The organism is Alteromonas sp. MMG017 (assembly GCF_018100795.1).
Taxonomy (GTDB): Bacteria; Pseudomonadota; Gammaproteobacteria; order Enterobacterales; family Alteromonadaceae; genus Alteromonas.
Map to the genome: position 1 here is coordinate 22,727 of NZ_JAGJDY010000006.1, position 17,052 is coordinate 39,778.

11 protein-coding genes are annotated in these 17,052 nt (G+C 43.7%); 4 read left to right on the forward strand and 7 right to left on the reverse strand.

Annotated elements, in window-relative coordinates:
• Positions 1 to 15: 15 nt before the first annotated feature.
• The 3 genes from J8L84_RS10590 to J8L84_RS10600 all read right to left on the reverse strand — a co-directional run bounded on the left by J8L84_RS10590 (position 16) and on the right by J8L84_RS10600 (position 3,272).
• Positions 16 to 1,623 (reverse strand): carboxyl transferase domain-containing protein, encoded by a 1,608-nt coding sequence (locus J8L84_RS10590; RefSeq protein ID WP_211070680.1) that lies wholly within the window; start codon positions 1,621 to 1,623, stop codon positions 16 to 18.
• Between the two features lie 75 nt (positions 1,624 to 1,698).
• Entirely contained in the window at positions 1,699 to 2,868 is a 1,170-nt protein-coding gene (locus J8L84_RS10595) for an isovaleryl-CoA dehydrogenase (protein WP_211070681.1), read from the reverse strand.
• Positions 2,865 to 3,272 (reverse strand): MerR family DNA-binding transcriptional regulator, encoded by a 408-nt coding sequence (locus J8L84_RS10600; RefSeq protein ID WP_211070682.1) that lies wholly within the window; start codon positions 3,270 to 3,272, stop codon positions 2,865 to 2,867. The genes J8L84_RS10595 and J8L84_RS10600 overlap by 4 nt, the downstream gene beginning before the upstream one ends.
• 267 nt (positions 3,273 to 3,539) lie before the next feature.
• Between J8L84_RS10600 and J8L84_RS10605 the strand changes: the two genes are divergently transcribed.
• Positions 3,540 to 4,715: a thiolase family protein gene (locus tag J8L84_RS10605; RefSeq protein WP_211070683.1), complete on the forward strand. Its 1,176-nt coding sequence runs from the start codon at positions 3,540 to 3,542 to the stop codon at positions 4,713 to 4,715.
• A 321-nt stretch (positions 4,716 to 5,036) separates the two neighbouring features.
• On the forward strand, positions 5,037 to 6,506 hold the full coding sequence (locus J8L84_RS10610) for a transporter substrate-binding domain-containing protein (RefSeq protein ID WP_348771832.1): 1,470 nt from the start codon (positions 5,037 to 5,039) through the stop codon (positions 6,504 to 6,506).
• Positions 6,507 to 6,633: 127 nt separating this feature from the next.
• Here J8L84_RS10610 and J8L84_RS10615 read toward each other — a convergent pair whose 3' ends face one another.
• On the reverse strand, positions 6,634 to 8,289 hold the full coding sequence (locus tag J8L84_RS10615) for a FapA family protein (RefSeq protein ID WP_211070685.1): 1,656 nt from the start codon (positions 8,287 to 8,289) through the stop codon (positions 6,634 to 6,636).
• A 148-nt stretch (positions 8,290 to 8,437) separates the two neighbouring features.
• The gene (gene sbcB, locus J8L84_RS10620) at positions 8,438 to 9,871 is read right to left on the reverse strand and encodes an exodeoxyribonuclease I (RefSeq protein ID WP_211070686.1); all 1,434 of its coding nucleotides are present in this window, start codon (positions 9,869 to 9,871) and stop codon (positions 8,438 to 8,440) included.
• A 252-nt stretch (positions 9,872 to 10,123) separates the two neighbouring features.
• Here sbcB and J8L84_RS10625 point away from each other — a divergent pair, with 252 nt between their 5' ends.
• Positions 10,124 to 13,657 carry an ATP-binding protein gene (locus J8L84_RS10625; protein WP_211070687.1) on the forward strand — a complete coding sequence of 1,178 codons (3,534 nt, stop codon included), beginning with the start codon at positions 10,124 to 10,126 and terminating at the stop codon, positions 13,655 to 13,657.
• A 252-nt stretch (positions 13,658 to 13,909) separates the two neighbouring features.
• The gene (locus tag J8L84_RS10630; protein ID WP_159530916.1) at positions 13,910 to 14,329 is read left to right on the forward strand and encodes a CBS domain-containing protein; all 420 of its coding nucleotides are present in this window, start codon (positions 13,910 to 13,912) and stop codon (positions 14,327 to 14,329) included.
• Between the two features lie 107 nt (positions 14,330 to 14,436).
• On the opposite strand, the gene J8L84_RS10635 is transcribed toward J8L84_RS10630, so the two are convergent.
• The gene (locus J8L84_RS10635; protein ID WP_211070688.1) at positions 14,437 to 16,815 is read right to left on the reverse strand and encodes a phytase; all 2,379 of its coding nucleotides are present in this window, start codon (positions 16,813 to 16,815) and stop codon (positions 14,437 to 14,439) included.
• Positions 16,808 to 17,026 (reverse strand): hypothetical protein, encoded by a 219-nt coding sequence (locus tag J8L84_RS10640; protein ID WP_211070689.1) that lies wholly within the window; start codon positions 17,024 to 17,026, stop codon positions 16,808 to 16,810. Before J8L84_RS10640 ends, J8L84_RS10635 begins: the two co-directional genes overlap by 8 nt.
• Positions 17,027 to 17,052 lie beyond the last annotated feature (26 nt).

Here is a 17,052-nt window from a genome sequence, read left to right on the forward strand (position 1 = left end):
ATAATTCCCCTCAAACTACATACGAAAGACACCGAAACGGGTGTCTGGTATAGGTTGATTTAATGCCGCAGATAACGAAAGACCTAACACCGTGCGGGTATCGGCAGGGTCGATAACGCCGTCGTCCCATAATCTGGCTGATGCATAATATGGGTGCCCTTGTTTTTCGTAGGTGTCGATGACCGGTTGTTTGATGGCGTGTTCTTGCTCGTCGGTCCAAGTTTCACCTGCACGTTCTTTTTGATCTCGCTTCACTTGGGCCAATACGCCAGCGGCTTGTTCGCCGCCCATTACCGATATGCGGGCATTAGGCCACATGAATAAGAATCTTGGGTCGTACCCACGGCCACACATGCCGTAGTTTCCTGCCCCAAAACTCCCGCCAATTAGAATGGTGATTTTTGGTACCTGGGCACATGCAACGGCGGTCACCATTTTGGCACCGTGTTTAGCTATCCCGCCATGTTCGTACTGTTTCCCCACCATAAAACCGGTGATGTTTTGTAAAAATACGAGGGGTATTTTACGCATTGCGCACAATTCAACGAAATGTGCGCCTTTAAGCGCACTTTCGCCGAATAAAATGCCATTATTGCCGATAATGCCTACAGGATAGCCGAAGATGCGCGCAAAACCGCAGACTAAAGTAGTGCCATATAAAGGTTTGAATTCATCAAAGTCTGAATCATCGACTACTCGAGCGATGATTTCTCTTACATCATAAGTCTGCTTTGAATCGGCGGGAACAATGCCGTAAATTTCTTTGGCACCGAAACGAGGTGGCTTTGGCTCTGCCACATCTAACGCTACATTTTTGGTACGGTTAAGCCTAGAAACCGCATTTCTAGCAAGGGATAGCGCGTGATGATCGTTATTCGCTAATTGGTCTGCCACCCCTGAAATACGGGTATGCACATCACCACCGCCAAGCTCTTCGGCGCTTACCACTTCACCTGTCGCGGCTTTCACCAGAGGTGGTCCACCTAAAAAGATGGTGGCTTGTTCTTTTACAATGATGCTTTCGTCCGCCATGGCAGGTACATAAGCGCCGCCAGCGGTGCATGAACCCATCACCACCGCAATTTGCGGAATATTCTTTGCCGACATATTGGCTTGGTTAAAGAAAATACGGCCAAAGTGTTCTTTGTCAGGAAACACTTCATCTTGATAGGGTAGGTTAGCACCACCTGAATCTACCAAGTAAATACACGGAAGGTTATTTTCTTCTGCAATAGTTTGTGCGCGTAAGTGCTTTTTCACGGTAAGCGGGTAGTAACTGCCGCCTTTTACCGTGGCATCGTTAGCTACTATCATGCACTCAATACCCGACACACAACCAATACCGGCTACTACACCCGCGCAAGGTACATAATCGTCGTACACTTCCCACGCCGCCAATTGGCCTATTTCCAAAAAAGGTGTGTTGTCGTCAATTAAGGCGTTAATTCTGTCTCGGGGAAGCAATTTTCCACGAGATTGATGGCGCTGGGCAGCTTGTGCACCGCCACCCATTGAAACTTGTTCTATCTTTGCAACCAAGTCGTTTACTTGTGCTTGCATATGCTGCGCGTTGGCAACAAAGGTGTCTGATTTTGTATTTATCTTTGAACGTAGAACGGGCATACCCCCTCCTGATTGTTCAGCGCAGCTTAGAAATGACTAAGACTGCGCAGTCTGTCGTTAAATGTGAGCGCGTTTTTATTTTGATTCGTTGAACAGTTCGCGGCCAATAAGCATTCGGCGAATTTCTGATGTACCCGCACCAATTTCATATAACTTGGCATCTCTTAGTAATCTGCCTGTGGAATACTCGTTGATATAACCGTTACCACCTAGAAGCTGAATAGCGTCTAAGGCCATCTTGGTGGCTAATTCTGCAGAATATAGTATGGCGCCAGCGGCGTCTTTTCGGGTGGTATCACCGCGGTCGCACGATTTTGCAACGGTATACACATACGCTCTGGCGGCGTTCATTTGGGTATACATATCGGCAACTTTGCCCTGAACAAGTTGAAATTGACCAATAGATTGTCCAAATTGCTCTCTGTCATGAATATAGGGGACAACCACGTCCATGCAGGCTTGCATAATGCCTAACGGACCTCCTGACAATACTAAGCGCTCGTAATCTAGCCCGCTCATTAATACCCGTACGCCTTCGCCTTCTTTACCTAGAATATTTGCTGCAGGTACTTCACAGTCTTGAAACACAAGTTCACAGGTGTTTGAAGAACGCATGCCTAATTTGTCGAGCTTTTGTGCACGGGTAAAGCCAGGGAAATCATGTTCCACAATAAATGCGGTGATCCCTTTGGGGCCGGCTTGTGGGTCTGTTTTAGCGTAAATGACAAAGGTATGGGCATCTGGACCATTGGTGATCCACATTTTGTTGCCGTTTAAGATATATTTATCACCGCGTTTTTCAGCACGTAATTTCATGCTCACTACATCTGAACCCGCATTAGGCTCACTCATGGCTAACGCACCAATGTGTTCACCCGACACTAATTTGGGTAGATATTTCTCTCTCTGTTCGTCGTTTCCGTTTCTAAAAATTTGGTTTACGCACAAATTAGAATGCGCACCATAGCTCAGGCCAATCCCCGCAGATGCTCGGCTCACTTCTTCCATTGCTATGGTATGGGCTAAATAACCCATATCGGCACCACCATATTGCTCTGATACGGTAACACCCAACAATCCCATTTCACCTAACTTGGGCCATAATGCATTGGGGAATTGATTATTAGCGTCGGCTTCTTCCGCTAAGGGCGCAATTTCATTTTGTGCAAATTGAAAGACTTGATCGCGCAATAAATCAATATCTTCGCCAAGATCAAAGTTCAGTGTAGGGTAAGAGGTATTCATGCAATTTTTCCTTGTTCTAATTCCGCTAGCTCTTCACGGCATCGTGCTTCTACTTCATCGAGTTCTTGCATCAAGCTTTGAATATCTTCAAGCTGCTGATGAAGTACAGCGCGTTTTTGTGCGGTCATTTCCAACATAGTGCCTAGTTGAACGGCGGAATTGGCGTTGGTGTCGTACATTTCGAATAAGGTTTTAACTTCAGCTAAGGAAAACCCCAATCGTTTCCCTCTAAGAATGAGCATTAGTCTCACTCTATCTTTGTTGTCATACACACGGTTCTGCCCGGTACGCTTGGGGCTAAGCAGCCCTTGCTCTTCATAAAAGCGAATGGATCGGTGAGTTATATCGAACTCTTTTGCCAGTTCACCTATAGCGAATACCGACTCTTTCTCGTTGTTATTCATAACACGTACCTTTGGCCTTATGTCGTTGTCTTATGCCGTTTACAAAAGACGTTCCCTTAATAGAAGGGGATTCTTGACACTAAATATATTGAGGTTTACGTTAACGTTAATTACCTTTTACGTTAAGGTAAAGTAACATTTTGCTAACGTCAATTTTTCATATGTGAGATAGTTCGCTTATCTAAACATGGGTGTCTACATTTTTATACGAAAGTAAAGTTAGTTGAATATTATTCCATAAATTACAAGTGGTTAGGAGTTCGAGTGATGAGTAATGAAACAGTAGTGATCGTAGCAGCAAAGCGCACACCAATGGGGGGCTTCAATGGCAGTCTGTCTGGAGTAGCCGCCACCGAACTAGGTTCCACTGCCATTAAGTCGGTGTGCGACACATTTGATGTAAGCCAAATAGACGAAGTAATAATGGGGTGTGTATTGCCTGCGGGCTTAGGTCAGGCACCAGCTCGTCAGGCATCGTTAGGCGCCGGACTTCCTCTTAGTGCTGGCGTAACCACCATTAACAAGGTGTGTGGCTCGGGTTTAAAAGCGGTCATGCTTGCGCACGATTTAATTAAAGCGGGTAGTGCTGAAGTCGTTGTAGCGGGTGGGTTTGAAAGCATGAGCAATGCGCCTTATATGTTGCCAAAAGCACGAACAGGCTATCGTATGGGGCACGGACAGGTACTCGACCATATGATGTTGGATGGCCTTGAAAATGCTTACGACGGAAAAGCAATGGGGTGTTTTGCCCAAGATACTGCCGATGCTGAAAATATTACGCGCACTCAAATGGATGAATTTGCACTAAGCTCGCTTTCAAAAGCCAATGAAGCGATTAACCGCGGTAGTTTCAAAGATGAAATTGTGAATGTGACTATTTCTGGCCGCAAAGGTGATGTGGTGGTTGATACTGATGAAGGCCCAGGCTCAGCGCGGCCAGAAAAAATTCCATCACTTCGCCCTGCGTTCAAAAAGGATGGCACAGTAACCGCAGCAAACTCTAGCTCTATATCAGATGGTGCAGCGGCTTTATTAGTGATGAGCGAATCTAAAGCGCAAGCGTTGGGATTGACGCCGCTAGCTAAAGTGGTGGCCCATGCCACGCATTCTATAGAACCAGAAAATTTCACGGTAGCACCGGTTGGCGCGATGGAAAATGTGCTCTCAAAAGCAGGTTGGTCTAAAGATGAAGTCGACCTGTTCGAAATTAATGAAGCTTTTGCCATGGTAACCATGTTGGCTGTGAAAAAACTGGGATTAGACGAGCGAAAAGTGAATGTAAAAGGCGGCGCATGTGCGCTTGGCCACCCCATTGGTGCGTCGGGTGCGAGAATTCTAGTTACCTTGCTGCATGCGCTTAACCAAAAGAAAGCGAAAAAAGGCATCGCCTCTTTATGTATTGGTGGTGGGGAAGGTGTAGCGCTTGCCGTTGAAATGCTATAAGCAAGCTTGATTGATGTCAAAAAAAGCATGACTTATTAGTAAATGGCACCGCAAACCGGTGCCATTTGTGTTTTAATTATTGCTATAGAGCGTTCATTCTGTGTCGCTGCATAGGTTCGTTTTATTATTTAAAAATGTCGAACTTTTAAACTGTTATATCGGCATTTAGTAACTATGAAGCGAAATGGCCGCTACATTGCCCAAATTTTGGCTGAATGTGCTGGTATCGTGATTTTTTAGTTTAGACCGATGTTGCATTTGCAGGCGCTAAGTTAGATACTCTTGTTTGCGATTTTTCGCATTTTACGTATTTGTATTTAGGTGGTCTTTTTGATTTCTTTCAGGTGTTTACGCCTTGTCTTCTTTGCAATTTTGCTTACGCTTCCTTACTCAGTGGAATTAGCAGCACAAGCGCTTCAACAGAATGTTTCTCAACCGCAATCGATGAATAACACGGCTCCTCGTGAGGTGACGTATTGTGTCGATCCCGACTGGGCACCTTACGAAGCTATACGAAATAATAACCATGTTGGTATTTCTGCCGACTACATTCACACTATTGCTGAACTCTCTGGCTTAACCTTCAAGCTTGTGCCAACTCAGTCATGGGAACAAAGTTTGGCGTACGTACAGCAAGGTACCTGCCAAGTCATCTCTATGCTGAATGTTTCTGACTTTAGAAAACAGTTTCTCGATTTCTCCACGCCATACTTTGAAGCACCAAATATTTTAGTTGCCCGTTCAGGCACGCCTATTTTGCAAGGTTACGCAGGCATTGGCCATAGAACCGTTGGGGTAGTGAAGGGTTACAGGCAAGTAGAATACATATCTAGGCATTATCCAGAGTTAAGACTCAAGCTTGTACAAACGGAAAGTGAAGGGCTTGCTGAATTGGCAAGGGGAGACATCGACGTTATGGTGGGATCATTATTAAGTGTCAATACGCTTATTAATAACCAAAAGGTAGATAATGTCAGCATTGTGGGTTATGCCGAACCGTTCGACTCACTTGCGTTTGGCGTTAACAAATCTTCTCGCGATATTATCCCTATTTTAAACACGGCCATTGCAACCATTCCAGAGAACCGAAAGGTTGATATTTATAAGCAGTGGAATAACGTTCAGGTCCGTTATGAGCGGGATTACTTCAAACTCGTGGTAACTACGTGTTTCGTATTGCTGGCCATTGTTTGCTTAGTATGGCGCAATAGAACCGTTTCACAATTTAAACGTTTAACGAAGCAGAAAAATGATGAAATAGAATCGTTGCAAACGACGTTGCTAGACAGAAATCGTACCCTAGAATTTTTGTCAGCCCATGATACGCTGACGGGGCTTTACAACCGTAATCACATGATTCAAAAAGCAGAAGAAGAAATTTCTCGCTTCCACCGTTTTCATACTACCGCATCGTTAATTGTTGTGGAGATTGAGGTTAAGCGCGATTGTCGGGGTGAGTTAAGCGAGTTCGATAGAGAAAATATTTTAAAGCAGGTGGCGTCTCAATGTCTTGCGACCGTAAGAGAAGTAGACATTGTGTCACGCTTCACCGGTGAGCAGTTCATCATTTTATGTCCACAAACTGCCTTAGATGCAGGGCGTGTTCTCGCTGACCGATTAGTAGAATGTATCGACCAAGACGTGCTTACCAACAATTCAAAAATGCAAGTCAGTGCGGGCTTGGCTGAACTAAAAGAAAGTGAAAACTTCACCGATTGGTTTGAGCGCACAACGAAAGCCTTGTACTACTCAAAAAGGTTGGGGATAGCAAAGGTATCAGTAGCAGACTAACGAGCAACGAAAGCGCCGTCTAGCCTGCTGCAGTAAACGCTAATACTCTTTATATCTTGCCTTATGTCGTAGTATGAGCGGCTTAGTTATTAGCGTCTTAGGCGTTAGCGAATTAAATGTTAGCGCTTTAGATGATAGGTTCGTAATGCCATTGATGAGAATCATAATGAATGTGGGCTCTTTCATACTCACGCTCTGAGCGCCAATTACGATTGTTCAATTTCGCTGTAACACCAGGGTAGAGCTTCTTATTGGCAATAAGCTTAATATCTTGTTGGTACTGAACTTTTGCATCGTTAATTTCCAGCACTTTCATTTCAATCCAATCAAGCAATGCATTCTCGTTATTGAACATTTCAAGGGCCTCAGTCACTTTTGTTTTAAGTTCTTTAGGCACTTTTTTACTTTTCAAAATATCAATTTTTTCTTTGTGCTTGCTGTTGTTTTCGCGAAGTTGGCGAACAAGCTCGTCTAACGCATCTTTGCGTTCAAGTAGTTGTGCAAAGCCTGGGCTAAAATCAACCTTAAGCATGCTGCCAGATACCGCACCAAGGGTGCCAGCCTCTATTCTATCTTGACTTACAATATCGCAAGCAAACAAGTTACCCATAGGCTTATCTATTTGACCCACAATAACGGCGCCACCACAATGGAGCTTACTGTAAGCTAGTTGACGGCCAACGGTAATATTGCCCGAACATTGAATTTCTATCCCTTGACCATGCTGAACGTGAATACTGCCTTTCGCTATAAGGTGGCAGTTGAATTCACCCGCACTGTCATTCACTTTCCCCATAGCGCCTTCGGTGATAATTATATCGCCACCAGACTCTATGTGAGCAGACTCTACAAAACCGTTTATGGTAACGTCGCCTTCTGCTTTTATTTGCATTTTTTCCGTTACGTCGCCATTAACCAGCACTGCGCCTTCATAATTTACGTGACCAGTACCCACATTAACCCCGTTGCAAATATAGGTATCGTCGATATTCATGGTTTGGTCTTGGTATTTAGGCATACCTGCAATGGCTGACATCAGTAAATTTTGATCGTCATCGGCTTGAACGGTGCCAGTGCCTTTGCGAAACTCTACCCATTCACCAGGAACAGGAGGTAGCTTGCTACCGCGCACATCGAAGCCACTTCTGCCAAGGGTAGGCTCAGTTCTGCGAAGTACAGGGGTGTCTACTTTAACGCAGATAACCTCACCTAGGTTTCGCATATCAACCCGCTCACCTTCGTTGGTTTGCGGTTTCAATATACGTTCAAGTGCATTAGGCACTAAAGGAATAAATCGTGATGAACGTCCATTCCTAGCAGGTAGGCCTTTTGCTACTGTCCGCTCAATAATGGTGCCAGGAGGTGATTTTCGAGCTTCCATCAACATGGCTTCGATAACTCGAGTGCCAAGACCTCGATGAATATTGTTTTTTAAGGCTAAAGACTTAATGGTATTTAACGTGGGCGATTTACCACCGTAGGGCGACGTGATCACAAGATTGGCTGTCATTGCGTCTTCAGGAATACGAAACTCTATTTCAGCGTTCCTTCTCTCACCAACTCGCTCTTGGACCAGGGTGTTATCACCGGTTTTGAAGTAATGATTAGCAGTATCGCAAGCCGATTTTAAAGCCGCATCTGAAACATATAAACGCTTAGTTTCACCGGTTGCTAACTCCGTTTTTACTTGGCGTATATCTATTTCTTTAGAAAACTCTGAAGGGTTCAGCGTCAGGTTAATATGGGTTCTTGTTTTATCAAAGCTTATGGTTACGCCGTTCATTACTACATTCATCCTTTGAGCAGTCTTGCTTACTTTTCTATAGTCAATATCGACCTTAACGCTGCAGACTTAAGCGTGTTTATGCATTATTGTGATTACAGTAATGCATTAGACATAAGTTTAATGTAATGCGATTCGTTGCGTCCCGTCAAAGGTTTTCGGCATATTGAAATAATGCTCTTAATATCGCTTGTTTTTCGGGGTTATCAACATGCTCATGAGCAAGGCGCTCTAACGTGCTCATATAATGCTCAAGCGTAATTGATGCTGGCGAAGTGGAGTCGGTTAAACGCTCTTGGCGGTGTCGTTGCCACTTCAAAGTTTCATCATAGGTAAGCGTAGACGGGTAGTTACGCGCTCTATATCTAAACAATAAAGCCCTAAGGCCTACATGCTGAGTGTCTTCAGCTAAGGCGCCTAGTTGTTCTGGGCTTGATTCCAGCACTTTGTCGCACCAATGACGATCTTCGGTGCTTAAAAAACCTCCGCTATAAAGGGCGTGATCGATATCTTGCTCTTTATCGTTTGCGTCGCTTTCATATACTTTTGACAACTTCATGCCTAAGTCACGCTCTTGCGCCAAAATACGGTAATTTTCAAGACAAGCATCTCTGTCTAACCCTAATCTATGCGCGTTATCTTCAGTCATTGCTTTTGCAGTAGTCACAAAAGGAGAGCGATTAATATGAATGAGCTTTAACCCAGGGCGCAGACTATTGGCATCATTGCCAGGCTCGTAGCGCGCGTAAAGTTTGGCTTTTATCTCTTCAGGAGAATCGTTAAGCAAGCTATCGATAGGCTTTGATAAGTCTACGGCAATAATCGCGTTACTGTTGGTAGGGTGTTTAGCAACAGGCATTATCCACGTACAACACCCTTGGCTAGCAGGCAACTTAGCAGAAATATGCAACAGTACGGAAGGCTTGGTTAAATCAAATTGGTTAGCCACATTATGCTTACTACGAAGCGAGTAAGCGTATTCGAATAATCTAGGCTGCTTTTCTTTAATCAGCTTTGCTAGTGCAATAGTGGCATGAACGTCACTTAATGCATCGTGAGCGTTTTCATGACTTATGCCGTTTTCTTTGGTTAAGTGTTCTAGCTTGAAGCTAGGCGTACCATCGTCACGAGTTGGCCAGTTTATGCCATCAGGGCGAAGTGCATAGCATGCTCGCGCTAAATCTATAATATCCCATCGGCTGTTTCCATTTCGCCATTCTCTGGAATAAGGGTCATAGAAGTTTCGGTAAAACAAGAAACGAGCGACTTCATCATCGAAGCGTATGCTATTAAACCCCAAACTACAGGTGTTGGGGGTCGACATTTCTTCATAAATACGTTTGGCAAAATCAGCTTCGTTCGAGCCGTCACGTAAGGTTTGTTGAGGCGTAATACCGGTAACCAAACAGGCTTCAGGGTGGGGCAAATAATCGTTAGCAATGGCGCTCATAATATTAATAGGCTTACCAATAATATTAAAATCCAAATCGGTTCTAATAGCGGCGAACTGACAAGGTAAATCTTTTTGACCACTGGTACCGAATGTTTCGAAATCGTACCAAAGAAAGCTAGGTTCGTGCATGTTCTAGGTTACATTTTTGAATAAGTGTCATCATGCTGGCAGTGTACACTGCGTGGGTTTGAATACCAAACCTAGCTATTCAAAACGAATTTAATCTATTACTTGCCAATCTGTAAATCTAAAACTAGTTTTTAATGTATATCAGATAATTGGAATGTATTTACCTTGGCAGCGGTTATAAAACATAAATTGGGAGTAAAGTACTCCCGAAAGGTGCTTGGTTTCGTTGTTGTTGGGGCCGCTCTTGTCACTATGATTGTTGCTCTTTTATTCGAAAGCAACCTTTCGCAGAGCGTTTTAGATGAAGTGTCATCCGAGCTTAATCAACGCACATTTGAGATAGAAGGTTATACCCATCGTCAAGCTGCACAATATGCCGATAATTTAAAGTTTTTGCACGCCACGCCTCCCATATCAGGTATCCCCCGAGCGATTGAAAATGATGGCCTAGATCCACAAGAAAACACCTCCATTTCGGTATGGAAAAGGCGTATAGAAACCATTTTTATTGCCTTTTTAGAAAATAATGAAGAAGTTGACCAACTTCGAATTATCAGTGTCGAAGATGATGGAAAAGAGCTTGTTCGGGTTGAAAGAGACGGTTTAAAAATAGCGGCGATAGATAGCGTAGATCTGCAAAAAAAGGGCACAAGAGATTATTACAAAGAAAGTGCAAAGTTATCTCGCAACGAACTGTACATGTCAGGCATCAGTCTTAATAGAGAATACGGCAAAGTCGAGTTTCCTTATAAGCCTGTAATCCGTCTTTCCTTACCTATTTTTAGAGGTAATGGTGATAGATTCGGTTTTATAATTATGAACGTCAATACGGCCGTAGCGTTAGTTGGTATGAAGCAGTTTGTATCTTTTCCTCAACAACTTTACCTTACTGATGATGAAGGCTATTTTATTTATCACCCAGAAAAAAACTTTAGTTTTAGCAAAGACTTGTCGCCTGAAGAAACGTGGCATACTGAATTTTCATCCCCTTTATCTGAAGGGGTTCGCCCGTTAATAAATCGCATAGATGGGAAGAAAAGTGAGATATACGTAGCAAGTCGAAGAGTCATTGTAAGTAGCTCACCGAGCCAAAAATTTATTTACGTGCATCTTGCTATACCGGCAAAAACGATTACCAATTTAATGAATGAAAGACGATTGGCGGTTTATGGCTTTCTTTTGGCAATGTCTCTTTTGTTTGCTGCGGTACTGCTGTTTTTTCATCGAAATGCCGCTAAAAGTTATGAGCTGGCAGAAGCGCGAGGAGAGTCTGCCGCTATTGTGGCTGGGTCTAGTGACGCCATAGTCAGTATGGATAATACAGGCATAGTGAAAAGTTGGAATATGGCCGCAGAGCGGTTATTTAGGCTACCAAGTTCAACTATTTTAGGGCATCACTACAGTTCATTTGAGTCGATACGTCCAATATCATGGGACAAATATCTTAATGCTGAAATTACGCAAACCGGCTATTTTCAGGATGAAATTTTGTATAAACAAACCTCAGGTATTGAAAATTGCCTAGCGGTTACTGTGTCTCCTATCTGGGGCGAACAAAGTCAATACTCTGGTGTGGCAGTGGTTTTACGCGATATTACCGAGCAACGTAACACCCAACGGGCTATCGAGAAAAACAACTTAGCGCTTGAAGAAAAGGTGCTAAGTCGCACTAAGGAACTAGCAGAAGCACGTGATGAAGCGCAGCAGGCAAGTCAGGTGAAAAGTGCGTTTATCTCCAGTATCAGCCATGAAATGCGAACCCCATTAAACGGTATAGTCGGGTCGCTCAATTTGTTAAAGCGCCAGCCTCTGTCTTCTAAGGCTGAACAACTTGCAGCTATGATGGATGTGAGTTGTAACAATTTAAGTGTGTTAATTAATGACATACTAGATATGTCAAAAATTGAAGCGGGGAAATTAGATTTAAACGTGCAAGCGTTTAATCCAGTCAACTTAATAGAAACCTTATCTTCTTCACTGGCAGTAAGAGCCCATAACAAAGGCTTAGAATTCCTTGTCGATACCACGGGGTTAAAAGCTGAAACCTTGGTGTCAGATCCACATCGTGTTTCTCAGATTATTAGCAACTTGGTGAATAATGCCATCAAATTTACCGAACGGGGGCATGTGGCGCTTACTGCATCACTTAAAGGCAGTGACGAGGACAAAGCCCAGCTTCATGTGTCGATAACCGACACAGGTATCGGTATCGCCAAAGAGCACCAGTCAAAGCTTTTTACCGCGTTTACCCAAGCAGATGCTTCTGTTGCTACACGATTTGGCGGCACGGGGCTGGGCTTATCTATCTGCAAGCAACTTAGTGTATTGTTGGGCGGAGATATCGACTTTTCTTCCACGCAAGGCCAAGGAAGTGTCTTTTCATTTTGGGTTGCGGTAGAGGATGCGACTTCCGCTGATAGTCAGCAAAACTTGGCGTTATCTAATAAAATGGACGGTTTGCGTTTAGCTGTGTTTGCTCAGTATCCACCGCTTGCACAAAACATTAATACCTTAATCACTAGCGAAGGTGGTAGCAGTGTAGAAACCTATACCGACATCGTGTCTTTCGAAGAAGTTTCTTGGGAAACTATTGATGTCATCGTCACCGATTACAACAACCCCATATTGTCGGTAGTAGACGAAAATTGGGAAAACTTGGCGAAGCAAATATCCATTCCTCGCATCTGTATGTTGCAAAGTATTGGAAAGCAAACCACGTATTACGCTAACTTTACCCCGGCTATTTTAACAAAACCCTTATTGAAATCTGAATTTTTAAAAGTAGTTGATAGCGCTTCTCCGGAGTTAATAGAAAATCAAGCTACACAGCAAGTAGAATCGAATGCGACGGATATAGAAAAAGAGAGTATTGCTGGGGCTCATGTGCTGATAGTGGATGACAACGCTATTAATATAGAAGTGGCGAAAGGGGTACTTGATAATTTGCCCGTTTCGGTAAAAATTGCTAGCAACGGTGAACAGGCGCTAGATATTGTTAGGGAATGCGAAAAAGAAGGGCACTACCTTCACTGTATTTTGATGGACTGCCAAATGCCCATAATGGATGGGTATGCGAGTACTAGCGCTATTCGAGATGGCCGCGCAGGGCAAGTGCATCAACAAATTCCCATCATTGCTATGACAGCCAATGCGATGTTAGGAGAAAAAGAAAAGTGCATTGCAGCAGGCATGAGCGACTACGTCACTAAACCTATAGTGGCCAGCATGGTAGAGCCTAAAATTATCAACTGGATCCAGTCTGCCTACAGCCCGCAATTTTTAGGTAAATCAGTACTGGGCGAAACACAAGTAAGGCATGGCGAATCTGCAAGTGAGCGTCCCGCTTTGGTAGCGTTATCGGGCTTTACAGAGTCTTTTCCAGTTTCTCCATCTTCCTTATCTTCCTCGCAATCCTCGCCCTCCTCAGTATCTTCATCATCGTCAGAAGGAAGCGATACACCCGTTTGGGAAAAGTCACGCGCCTTGTCACGGTTGGCGAATAACCAAGTTTTATTCGATAAAATATGTGAAATGTTTATTGAAAGTGTGCCTAGAAAATGTGACGAAATTAAAGCTGCTGTAAACGACAAAGATGTCTCTAAAATTAAACTGGTGTCTCATACCATTAAAGGAATGGCAGGTGATATTGGCGCTGTGATCGTGCAGCGTCGTTTTAGTGATATTGAGCGACTCGCCAAGGATGAAAAGTTGCTAGAAATAGACAGTGTATTGCCAGATGCGATTAACGAGATAGCCGTATTTTTGAATGAGTTAAAGGCAGCCTAAGTCAGTATGCTATGTGACATTTGTGGTAAGTGCGCAATTTGGTTTAAACAGTTGCTTAAAATCTGTTTTTAGTGAGTAAAATCGAATAGAAAAAGTAGCTGTCATAGCCATCGTCTACTAGGCTTAAAGCGTAACAAAAATAATTTGATTACAAAAAAATAACATTGCGTTACATCATTACTATAACAAGCAGTGCCGTTTCGTCTTCACGCTGTCTAAAACTATAAAAGACGCCGCGGCAGGGAGAGAAATATGGAATCGTTGCTAGTCAGTGATTATATGAATACTCACCCCGTGAAACTAAATGGGGATATGACAGTGGCCGAAGCCGTTGAGGCTTTGTTGGCTTGCGGGCAAAGTGGAGGCCCAGTAATTGATATTAAAGGTAAAGTGATTGGTTTTTTGTCTGAGCAAGATTGCATTGCTCAAATGATAGCGTCAAGTTACTACCGAGAGCAGATTTGCCGAGTGGCTGAAATAATGAAAGCACCGGTTGTGGTTATTAAACCGTATCTGTCGGTAATAGAACTGGCACAATTACTTATTAAAGATAAACCTCGCGTTTACCCTGTGGTTGACGACGATGGGGTATTGGTTGGAAGTATTAACCGAACGGCAGTGCTTCGAGCAATAGACGTACAACTTCGATCGGGCTATCAGCGCGCTAGCTAGCGTTTGAAGTGTTTTTAAGTATGTTAAAAGTAAAAAGGGTAAGCCAATCCGCTTACCCTTTTGCTTTACAACTCAAGTCCTTCTTAATGTTTGAGAACAGGCATCTACTAATTACGATTGCTCACATGAGAGCGAATTGCATCAGCTAAGTCATCACCTGTTACTAACTTAAAGTTCTGCCTTTGGCTAGGCATTACATTTCTTCCATCTTGCACCACCAATAGCCCATTTTTAAATGGCCCGCCCAGATTGGCGTTTGTGGTTTCAAGCCCATCGGTTTCCGACACGCCATCAATGCCTTTATCATAATTTGCACCAATGCTTATCATACCCACCAAGTTATAAGGTGACTCGCTCTCATACACAGCGTATTGATTATTGCCTTGGCTAGAAGCAATTAAATAGCGCACACCGTCTACATCAAATAACGACAAACCTTCAACATCTGCGGTAACCGGTGATTCAATCGGAACAATAAACATGGGTGTCTTGTTAATTAGTCTGTTTAAAGCATTCTTGTTTGCGGCTTTAGCGCGCGTTGATGAAGGCATTGTTTTTATTTCAGAAACATCTAACGCCCAAATGCCAGCACCTTCTTCTCCCAAGTAGGCAATTTGTGCATCACTGTCCACAACGCATCCTTCAGGTTGAGACGGTAATGTAAAGTCGTGAATTAAGGTGGCAGAAACCTGAGAATGATCTGCCTTTTCAGTCATGCTCGCATTGTTGGTATAGGTGTTTGTGTTAGTTTTCGCGATGGCGTTACTATTTACATCAGTTGGCGCGTTCAACAAATAGCGTAAGTACTGGCCATCTGTGCTATTAACTAATACTTGGGTGTGATTATTTATCGAAAACACGCACAACCCATATATATCGTTTAGCGGGGTAGGGATGTTGGTGTTAAACGTTAGCTCGCCCGTTTGCTTATCGATAAAAAAGACCGACATGCTATTGCTGCTTCGATTACTGGCCACCGCGATATCGTGTTGCGGCGCCCAATCATATGCCACGCCCACGTTATTTACTCGCCCTACCTTGTGGGATGCAACTAACTCACCTTGTAAGTTATAGGCATTTAAGCTGCCTTTTTTGTTAGTGCCAATCACCACGCTTTTAGACGGGTTGTTTTTGTTTACCCAAATAGCAGGATCATCTGCTGCATCACCATAATTCTCCACCACATCGGTTTCATAAATGGGCTTCAGTTCTATAGCAGAAAGCATGGGTGTCTCGTTAAAAGACGTCTCGTTAAAAGAGGTGGGTGTCTTGATAAGAGATGCTTGGTTTGTGTGGCAGCTGTTTAGCGTTGCAATGGCCTGGGTGATGTTGGTGGTAAGCGTGCCACCAGAGTTATCATCGTAGATGTTGGCGTGAACCGTATCGCCTTTTACCCACAGCACGATATCTTCTGGAGCTATCTCTTTATCAAAGCCAAAGAAGTTTGTGGCGCACGTGTTGTGTAGCCAAAGTCCACTGTGTTCCGGGCTTACCCAAGCAGTAACCGTCTCTTGTATACCTAGAATTGTTGTAGCAGGGCTTTTTGTACGTGAGCTATTTGCAGCCGATCTATTTGTATCTGGGCTATTTGTAATCAGGCTAGCGAGAACCGTCTTGTGTGCCTCAACCCTATTAAGGGTGGCGACCCCCTCTACCGGCGTGTCAGGCTGATTGAAAATGAGCGTGCGCTCGACCTCAGCTTCTTCATCTGCAGGCATGGCCCAAACACCGGCGTATTCGTCAGCCAAATAAATAGTTTGCTCAATATGTTTTGTTCTTGCGTGAGAAGTTTCGGCATCAGAAACTTTGGAGTCAGAAACGGTGAAATTAGGTGTGTGGTCGCTCACCCCAAGCGCACAGCTTTTTATACCTGGGCCAATCGCCAGTGTTCGTAGCGGATGAACCGTGAGCGCGCTACCGCTTTTAGCCGGTATAGCCAAATATTGGGTGAGCATACCCAACGCATCTATATTGATGAACTGTAGCTTGCTGTCTATCTTAGCGCTACATAAGGCTTCGGAATCTTTCACGTCAGTCGCTGATGTTTGGGTAATGCTAATGGCGTGGTTTGACGTATTTTGAGTGCCTATTGTGTAGCTACGTATTTGTTGGCTATTAATATCAAACACTAAGGTTTGGATAAAGGGACCATTGGTACTTTCTGCCTCGGCACTTGATTTACCAACTGATTCGTTAGGAATTAGGTAATTTCCGGCTGCAACAAAGTGGCCTTTTTGCGACGCAAGTATATTCTTGCTATCAGCAACGGTTAAGCCATTAGTTTCACTAATTGTTACGCTTATCGTCCGGCCGTTTAATTCGTACGTTGTTTCTGATTCAGCAGCAACACCAGCACCTGTTTCTGTTAGCGTAAGGTCGGTTGAGCTTGATGCAAATGCATTAGCGCTTGCCATAACCGCTAAGCAAAAGCCTAATTGGCTTGTTTTTATGGCAAATTTTATAAGTTTGTTATTCACTTTATTCATTGCCAGTTCCTTTTGTTACAGCGTTAGGCTTTTGTACATTATGTTGATAAAAATGGCCGTTGCGGCCCCAGTCACCTACCACTAAAAAGTTAGAAGCATTATCTTGAACTTCAAAATTATTAATGTGGTGTTGTTGGTAGTAATCGTGTGATGTGGTTTGCCCTTGGCATGTAAGTGACAAAAAGGCAAAGAGAAGCAATAGTACGCGCATGAACTTATCTCTAATAAGGGCGCGCT

Excerpts from the sequence above, each read along its gene's own strand:
- J8L84_RS10590 (WP_211070680.1), bottom strand. The coding sequence starts at position 1,623 with ATGCCCGTTCTACGTTCAAAGATAAATACAAAATCAGACACCTTTGTT.
- J8L84_RS10600 (WP_211070682.1), bottom strand. The coding sequence starts at position 3,272 with ATGAATAACAACGAGAAAGAGTCGGTATTCGCTATAGGTGAACTGGCA.
- J8L84_RS10630 (WP_159530916.1), top strand. The coding sequence starts at position 13,910 with ATGGAATCGTTGCTAGTCAGTGATTATATGAATACTCACCCCGTGAAA.
- sbcB (WP_211070686.1), bottom strand. The coding sequence starts at position 9,871 with ATGCACGAACCTAGCTTTCTTTGGTACGATTTCGAAACATTCGGTACC.
- J8L84_RS10635 (WP_211070688.1), bottom strand. The coding sequence starts at position 16,815 with ATGAATAAAGTGAATAACAAACTTATAAAATTTGCCATAAAAACAAGC.
- J8L84_RS10640 (WP_211070689.1), bottom strand. The coding sequence starts at position 17,026 with ATGCGCGTACTATTGCTTCTCTTTGCCTTTTTGTCACTTACATGCCAA.
- J8L84_RS10595 (WP_211070681.1), bottom strand. The coding sequence starts at position 2,868 with ATGAATACCTCTTACCCTACACTGAACTTTGATCTTGGCGAAGATATT.
- J8L84_RS10625 (WP_211070687.1), top strand. The coding sequence starts at position 10,124 with ATGATTGTTGCTCTTTTATTCGAAAGCAACCTTTCGCAGAGCGTTTTA.
- J8L84_RS10605 (WP_211070683.1), top strand. The coding sequence starts at position 3,540 with ATGAGTAATGAAACAGTAGTGATCGTAGCAGCAAAGCGCACACCAATG.
- J8L84_RS10615 (WP_211070685.1), bottom strand. The coding sequence starts at position 8,289 with ATGAACGGCGTAACCATAAGCTTTGATAAAACAAGAACCCATATTAAC.